This window comes from Streptomyces sp. NPDC127092 (genome assembly GCF_042722475.1).
GTDB lineage: Bacteria > Actinomycetota > Actinomycetes > Streptomycetales > Streptomycetaceae > Streptomyces.
Genome location: NZ_JBHXFE010000156.1, coordinates 1,673 through 1,987, shown reverse-complemented (window position 1 = coordinate 1,987; position 315 = coordinate 1,673). Strand labels below are relative to the sequence as shown.

General features: G+C 60.6%; 1 pseudogene. It reads left to right on the top strand.

The features are described from left to right. Window positions 1-245 (top strand): annotated as a pseudogene (locus tag ACFWJO_RS38270) (mercuric reductase); the annotation flags it as partial. Between the last annotated feature and the right edge of the window lie 70 nt (window positions 246-315).

The window sequence follows — 315 nt, the reverse complement described above, 5'->3', positions numbered from 1 at the left end:
GGGACACCCGCGGATTCATCAAGATGGTCGCAGACGCCGACACCGGCAGGATCGTCGGTATCACCGCCGTCGCGAAGGAAGCCGGCGACCTCGCTGCAACAGGCGTGTACATCCTGCAGGCCGGGATGACCGTCGATCAGGTCGCGAACCTCTGGAGCCCGTACCTGACCATGGCCGAGGGCATCAAGATCGTTGCCCAGTCCTTCAAGACGGATGTCTCCAAACTTTCCTGCTGCGCCGCCTGAACACCTGAACCACCGATCGCCGAACACTGACACACCATGCCTTGAAAGGAACGACCGCGATGAACAACAT